Below are 6,491 nucleotides of genomic sequence, written 5' to 3'. Positions count from 1 at the left end.
GCCGCCGCGGCGGCCGGCGGGTGGCCGACCAGCGCCGCCAGCGCTCCCGCCGAGCCCGCCCGTAGAACCGTCCTGCGCGCCACCCGCACCCCGACCACCGTCCCGTGTCTCGCCGTCCGTCCGACTGCCCGTCAGGCAGCCAAACGATCAAGACCGGGTTCCGGCAACGGCCTGGCCCCGGCGGGCCGTACGTCCGCCGGGGCGAGGGATCCGTGGTACGTCAGGAGATGCGCATGTTCGCCATCATGCCCATGGCCCCGTGGTCGAACAGGTGGCAGTGGTAGACGTAGGTGCCACGGTAGCCGGTGAAGGTGGCCTGGAGCTTCACCGTTTCGCCCGGCTTGAGCGGGACGGTGTCCTTCAGGCCCGTCTCGGAGCCGGCGGTGACCGGCTGCCCGTTCCGCTCCAGCACCCTGAACTGCACGAGGTGCATGTGGAAGTTGTGCGGGGCGAACTGGTTGGAGTTCTTCACGGTCCAGATCTCGGTGGCACCGTAGGCGATCTCGGTGTCGATCCGGTCCATGTCGTACGTCTTGCCGTTGATGTACGCCTGGCTGCCCGGGCTGCCGGTCTCGTCCATCTTCATGTCGAAGCTGCGGTTGACGCTCGCGGCGGGCAGCGGCGGGAGGGTGCGCAGGGTGTCCGGGACGACGCTGTCGTCCTGCGCGGTGCGGGTGACCCGGAACTGCATCACCTTGCCGACCACGTCGGCCGATTCGAAGGGGGCGACGTCCTTGTTGACCAGTTCGACGGTGGTGCCGACCGGGTAGCGGGAGAAGTCGATGACGACGTCGGCCCGCTCGCCCGGGCTGATCGCGATGGTGTCGGTGCGGTGCGGGGCGGGGAGCAGGCCGCCGTCCGTGCCGATCTGGACGATCTCGGAGCCGTCGGCGAGGCGGAGGGCGAAGAACCGCTGGTTGGCCGTGTTGGTGAGGCGGAAGCGGTACTTGCGGGCCGCGACCTCGAAGTACGGCCAGGCCTTGCCGTTGGCGAGGATGACGTTGCGGTGCTTGAAGTCGCCCATCTCGTAGATGAGTTCGCCGTTCTGCGCGAAGCGGGCGTCGCGCAGCGAGACCGGGACGTCGTAGGCGCCGGAGGGCAGGCGCAGGCGGCGCTCGATGTCGTCGGTGAGGACGTAGGTGCCCGTCATGCCGCGGAAGACGTTCTCCGACTCCATGTGGTGGGCGTGGTCGTGGAACCACAGGTTCGCGTGCGGCTGGGTGTTGGGGTACGTGTACGTCTTGGTGCCGCCGTCCGGCTCGATGAGGTCCATGGGCGAGCCGTCGCTGTCCTGCGGCACGTGGGCGCCGTGCAGGTGGATCGAGGTCGGGACGGAGAGGGAGTTGGTCTGGCGGACCACGACCCGGCGGCCGGACTCGGCCTTGATGACGGGGCCGGGGAAGGATCCGTTGAAGGTGCGCAGCCGGGTGGTCAGGCCGGGCACGATCTCCTTCGAAGCCTCCTTCAGGTTCATCCGGTAGTAGCTGGTGGTGCTCGTCGTCAGGTACGGCTGGAGGACCGGGGCGAGCGGCATCCTCTGGGTGAACTTGGCTATGCCGGCGGCGTCGAGCTCGGCCGCGGGGGCGGGGGGCTCGGTGGCGACGGCGTTCACGACCGGCAGCAGCATCCCGCCCGTGCCGACGATGCTGGTGGCGGCCACGCCTGCCCTGAGTGCGGTCCGTCGAGTGATCACTGTTCCCCCGTGGGTGGTTGCCCGGCGGCTCACGGCCGCGCGGCTGGGCGCGTGGGTACGCGGTTGTGGACGCGGGAAGCTTGTTCGATCACGGTTGTGCCGCGCTCGTGCGGCCGTGGGGCCCCCGCCCTGTTCCGCTGGAGCCGCGGAGCGCGACGCCGGGCGGGCCGGGTACGGGGTCCGGGCCGCGGACCGTTGGGCCATACGGGCGACAGTGCGGGTGTCCTGCGCGGCAGGAGCGGTAGCGTCCACGCCGTGGCGCCCCGGCCGGGTCATATTGACTGAACGGCGCGCCGAGTGCGCGACGCGACCTGCTTCATGACGCTTCATCACTGTGGAGGCCATGCGTGATGCGTATCCGGTCCGTTCTGGTGGCCACCGCCCTGCTGGCGACCCTGTCGCCCGCCGCGTACGGGCGGGCCGCCACGGGCGGGCCCCTCTCCTTCGACGGGCAGCCGGCTCACGACGTGGCCCTGTACGGGATCGCGGGGTCCGGGACGACGGGTCACGCGGGGGCCCAGGAGTTCGTCTCCGACGGCTCCCGGCTGACCCGGGTGAGCCTGTACCTGAGCAGCCGTGCCGGGACGGGGACGGTCGACGTGCAGGTGCGCGGCGTCCGCGACGACCCCGCTTCCGCGGTCGCCTCCGCCCGGGTCGACCTCTCGGGGCTGGGCGGGCCGGGCGCCGGCTGGGTGGAGGTCCCGCTGGAGGCCGCGCTGCGGCCGGGCGCCACGTACTACCTCTTCGCGCAGGCCGCCACGGCCGGGGGGCGGCCGGTCGTCTGGCACGGCACCCGTGCGGCGTCGCCGGGCGCTCCGGCCGCCTCGCGCTACGACGAGGAGCTGGGCGGCTGGCAGGAGGGCGAGGGGCGGCTCGCGTTCTACGTGAACCCGGAGGGCGGCGAGCGGTGCGGGGAGACCGAGACCTGCTACGTACCGGACGCGATGCGGGGCGCGCGGACCGCCGGGCTGCTCACCGACGGGAAGGTGGTGGAGGCCGTCGACCCGGCCTTCGCGGTCGGCGCCCACTACGTGGAGGGCAGCAACGTGCTGGCGCTGCCGTCGGGCCGGTGGCGCTACCTCCCGTCGGGTGCGGGGCAGTCGCGCGTCGTGGCGGCGGACGACCCCGGCGCACTGGCCCAGATCGCCGGGTCCCGGCGCTGGCTGGCCTCCGGTGTGGTCCCGGGTTCGGCCGGGGCGCGGCACGCGGGCGCGGAGCGGGCGCTGCTGTCGATGCGGGCGCTGCTGCGCCCCAACGGGGCCTTCGCGGCGGCCTGGTCCCCCTTCTGGGACTTCTCCTGGCCGCGTGACTCGGCCTTCGCCGCGGCCGCCTTCGCGCACACCGGCCATGACGAGGAGGCGTACCGGATCCTGCGGTACAACGCGGCCACGCAGCGGGCGGACGGCACCTGGGAGGCCCGTACCCACCTGGACGGCTCCGGGCCGCCCGACGCCCGGACCTGGCAGCTCGACGCCAACGGCTGGGTGCCCTGGGCCACCTGGCAGTGGTACCGGGCGGCTCCCGCGGCGGACCGCGACGAACGGCTGCGCGCCCTGTACCCGGCGATCGCCAGGGCCGCCGACCACACGTCCGGGGCCCTGGACGCGGAGGGGCTGCCGCCCGCCTCCCCCGACTACTGGGAACTGCCCACCGACACCGCCAACATCGGTACGGCCGCTCCCCTGCTGGCGGGGCTGAACGCCGCGGCCGACCTGGCGGCCGGCCTCGGGCGGGAGGAGGACTCGCGGCGGTGGGCGCAGGCCGCCGGGCGGCTGGAGGCGGGGATCGCGAAGCGGTTCGCGCCGCTCGGCTACCCGCGCACCGTCGACGGGCTCCACGGCCGCGACRGCGCCGCCGCGTTCATGGCTCCGCCCTTCAACGCCGCTCCCGCCGGCCTGCCCGCCGCCCTCGACGACACCTACCGGGCGCTGCTGCGCCCCAACGGCGGTCTGGTCCCGGGGAACGACCCCGACGCGCCCTGGGGGAACGTCTCCTGGACGGCGAGCACTTCCTTCTTCGCGCTGGCCTGGTCGACGACGGGCCGGCGGGACAAGGGCGGCGCGGTGCTGGACTGGGTGCTGTCCCGGCGCAACCTGCTCGGCGAGCTCCCCGAGACGGTGGACGAGCAGGGCCGGCCGAAGGCCGTGGTGCCGCTGGGCTGGACGGACGCGCTGGTGCTGCTCACCCTCCTGGAGCAGGACGGCAGGGCGCTGCCGACCCCGCCGCGGCGCTGACGGCACGGCAGCCGCTCGCGCGCCGGTCCCCGATGGTGAGGACGTCCGGCGGGCGGGTGACGGCGGGCGGGAGCGTCAGGGGGCGGCGGCCGGGGGTGAGGGAGCCGAGGACGCGGGGGCCGCGGGCCCCGGTGCAGTCGGGTGCGTTGCCGGGGAGGCCGTGGACGGTGAGGAAGCCGAGGACGGCGAAGGCGTACGCCTCCTTCGCGGCGGCCGGCAGTCCGAGCGCGTCCGAGGTGAGCAGGGCGGTGCCCGGGGGCAGTTCCTCGCGCAGGGCCGCCATGAGGGCGGGGTTGCGGGTGCCGCCTCCGGAGGCGATGACCTCGGTGGCGCCCAGGGGCYGCAGGGCGTCGGCGACGGTGCGGGCGGTGAGCCGGGTGAGGGTGGCGAGGACGTCGTGTGGTGCGAGGCCGCGGTGGGGGGCCAGGGCGGCGCGCAGGTGGCCGGGGTGGAAGAGCTCCTTGCCGGTGGTCTTGGGGGCGGGCAGGCGGTAGTAGGGCTCGTCGAGGAGCCGGCGCAGCAGGGGCGCGTGGACCCGGCCGGCCGCGGCGAGGGCGCCGTCCGCGTCGTGGTCGAGCCGCCCGGCGGTGAGTTCGCGTACGGCGGCGTCCAGGAGGGCGTTGCCGGGGCCGGTGTCGAAGGCCACGGGCGGGCCGGCCGGCCGGAGGACGGTGAGGTTGGCGATCCCGCCGATGTTCAGGGCGGCGGGGACGCCGGGGCGGCCGCGCAGCAGCATCAGGTCGACGAGGCTGACCAGCGGGGCGCCCTGGCCGCCGGCGGCGACGTCGCGGGGCCGGAAGTCGCTGACGACGGGGCAGCCGGTGGCCTCGGCGATCCAGGCCGGGCTGCCGATCTGCAGGGTGCCGTGCACCCTGCCGGCGTCCGCCCAGTGGAAGACGGTCTGTCCGTGCGAGGCCATCAGCTCGGCGCGCCCGGCGCACAGTTCGCGGTCGGCGCGGACGGCCAGCGCGGCGAAGGCCTGTCCGATGCGGGTGTCGAGGCGGCACACGTCGGCCAGTGTGGTGGCGGCGGGTGGCAGGGCCGCGGCGAGGGCGGCCCGCAGGGTCTCCTCGTAGGGGGCGCTGACCATGCCGAGCGGGACCAGGCGCAGGGCGCCGTCCTCGTCGGGGGCGATGTCCGCGGCGGCGGCGTCGACGGCGTCGTACGAGGTGCCGGACATCAGGCCGACGACCCTCACCGCAGCGGCCCTCGGTGGTCGCCGCCGCGCAGGCCGGCCAGGGCGAGGGCGCTGAGGGCGCAGAGGCCGCCGGCGTAGTAGGCCGGGACGTCGGGGTCGCCCGTGGCGGCGGTCAGGGCGGTGACGATCAGGCCGGCGCAGCCGGAGAAGACGGCGTTGGCGAGGGCGTAGGCGAGTCCGAGCCCGGTGCAGCGCACGGTGGAGGGGAACATCTCGGCGAGCATGGCGGGGCCGGGGCCGGCGAGCAGCCCGACCGTGGCGCCCGCGGCGAGCAGGGCGGCCGCCTTGGCGGGTGCGGCGGCGGCCGGGTCCCGCAGGAGGTGCAGGAGCGGGAGCGCGCACAGGGCCACGGCGAGGGCGCCGCCGAGCATGACGGGGCGGCGGCCGACGCGGTCGCTGAGCCGGCCGGCGGGGAGGATCGAGGCGGCGAAGCCGAGGTTGGCGAGGGTGGTGGCGATCAGTGCCTCCCGGAAGGACGCGCCGAGCGTGGACTGGAGGTAGGACGGGAGGACGACGAGGAAGGTGTACCCGGCCGCCGACCAGCCCATGATCCGCCCGACGCCGAGCACCACGGCCCGCGCCGTGCCGATGCCCGGGGCGGATGCGGGGTCCGGGGCGGGTACGGGTTCCGGGGCGGGTACGGGGTCCGGGGCGGGTACGGGGTCCGGGGCGGATGGGGGATCCAGGGCGGGTACGGAGTCCGGGGCGGGTTCCGGGGCGGGGGTGCGGGGGTCGGGGAGGGCGGTGCGCAGGCCGAGGGCGGCCAGGCCGAGCGGGAGGGCCAGCAGGAACGGGATCCGCCAGCCCCACGCGGACAGGGCCGCCGGGGGGAGCAGCGAGGCCGTCAAGGCGGCGGCCGCGGCTCCGGCGAGCAGGCCCAGGGCGACGGTGAAGGACTGCCACGCCCCGTACCGGCCGCGCCTCCCCGGGGGCGCGTGCTCGGTCATCAGGGCCACCGCGCCACCGAACTCCCCTCCGGCGCACAGGCCTTGTACCGCGCGCAGCAGGACGAGCAGCCAGGGGGCGGCGGCGCCCGCCGTCGCCCGGTCCGGGAGCAGGCCGATCAGGGTGGTGGCGAGGGTCATCAGGGCGATCACGAGGACCAGCGCGGGGCGGCGCCCGGCCCGGTCGGCGAGGCGGCCGAAGAGGAGGGCTCCGGCGGGCCGGAAGAAGAAGGCCACGGCGAAGGAGGCGTAGGCCGCCAGGAGCGGGGCGGCCGGGTCCGTGCCCGCCGTACCCGGGGTGAAGAAGCGGTCGGCGATGACGGTGGCGAAGCAGCCGTACACGCCGAACTCGTACCACTCGACGAAGTTCCCGGCCGCGCCGGCCAGCAGCGCCCGGCGCGGCGGGACGGCCCGGCCGGTGG

4 protein-coding genes are annotated in these 6,491 nt (G+C 75.5%); 1 reads left to right on the top strand and 3 read right to left on the bottom strand.

Annotation, left to right across the window (positions count from 1 at the left end; all coding sequences use genetic code 11):
- Positions 1 to 220 precede the first annotated feature (220 nt).
- The gene (locus AB4039_RS40755) at positions 221 to 1,693 is read right to left on the bottom strand and encodes a multicopper oxidase family protein (protein ID WP_442273162.1); all 1,473 of its coding nucleotides are present in this window, start codon (positions 1,691 to 1,693) and stop codon (positions 221 to 223) included.
- Positions 1,694 to 2,043: 350 nt separating this feature from the next.
- Between AB4039_RS40755 and AB4039_RS40750 the strand changes: the two genes are divergently transcribed.
- Positions 2,044 to 3,927: a hypothetical protein gene (locus tag AB4039_RS40750; protein ID WP_442273161.1), complete on the top strand. Its 1,884-nt coding sequence runs from the start codon at positions 2,044 to 2,046 to the stop codon at positions 3,925 to 3,927.
- On the opposite strand, the gene AB4039_RS40745 is transcribed toward AB4039_RS40750, so the two are convergent.
- Positions 3,875 to 5,125, bottom strand: coding sequence for an anhydro-N-acetylmuramic acid kinase (locus AB4039_RS40745; RefSeq protein ID WP_442273160.1), 1,251 nt, complete (start codon positions 5,123 to 5,125; stop codon positions 3,875 to 3,877). The two genes, AB4039_RS40750 and AB4039_RS40745, sit on opposite strands and share 53 nt — an antisense overlap.
- Positions 5,122 to 6,491: MFS transporter (locus tag AB4039_RS40740; RefSeq protein ID WP_442273159.1), on the bottom strand; the 1,370-nt coding region annotated here is incomplete at its 5' end. The genes AB4039_RS40745 and AB4039_RS40740, both read right to left, overlap by 4 nt.

The sequence above is a fragment of the Streptomyces sp. M-16 genome (assembly GCF_052114405.1).
Lineage (GTDB): Bacteria > Actinomycetota > Actinomycetes > Streptomycetales > Streptomycetaceae > Streptomyces.
Note: the sequence above shows the minus strand (reverse complement) of the source record. Positions and strands in the feature narration are given on the sequence as shown.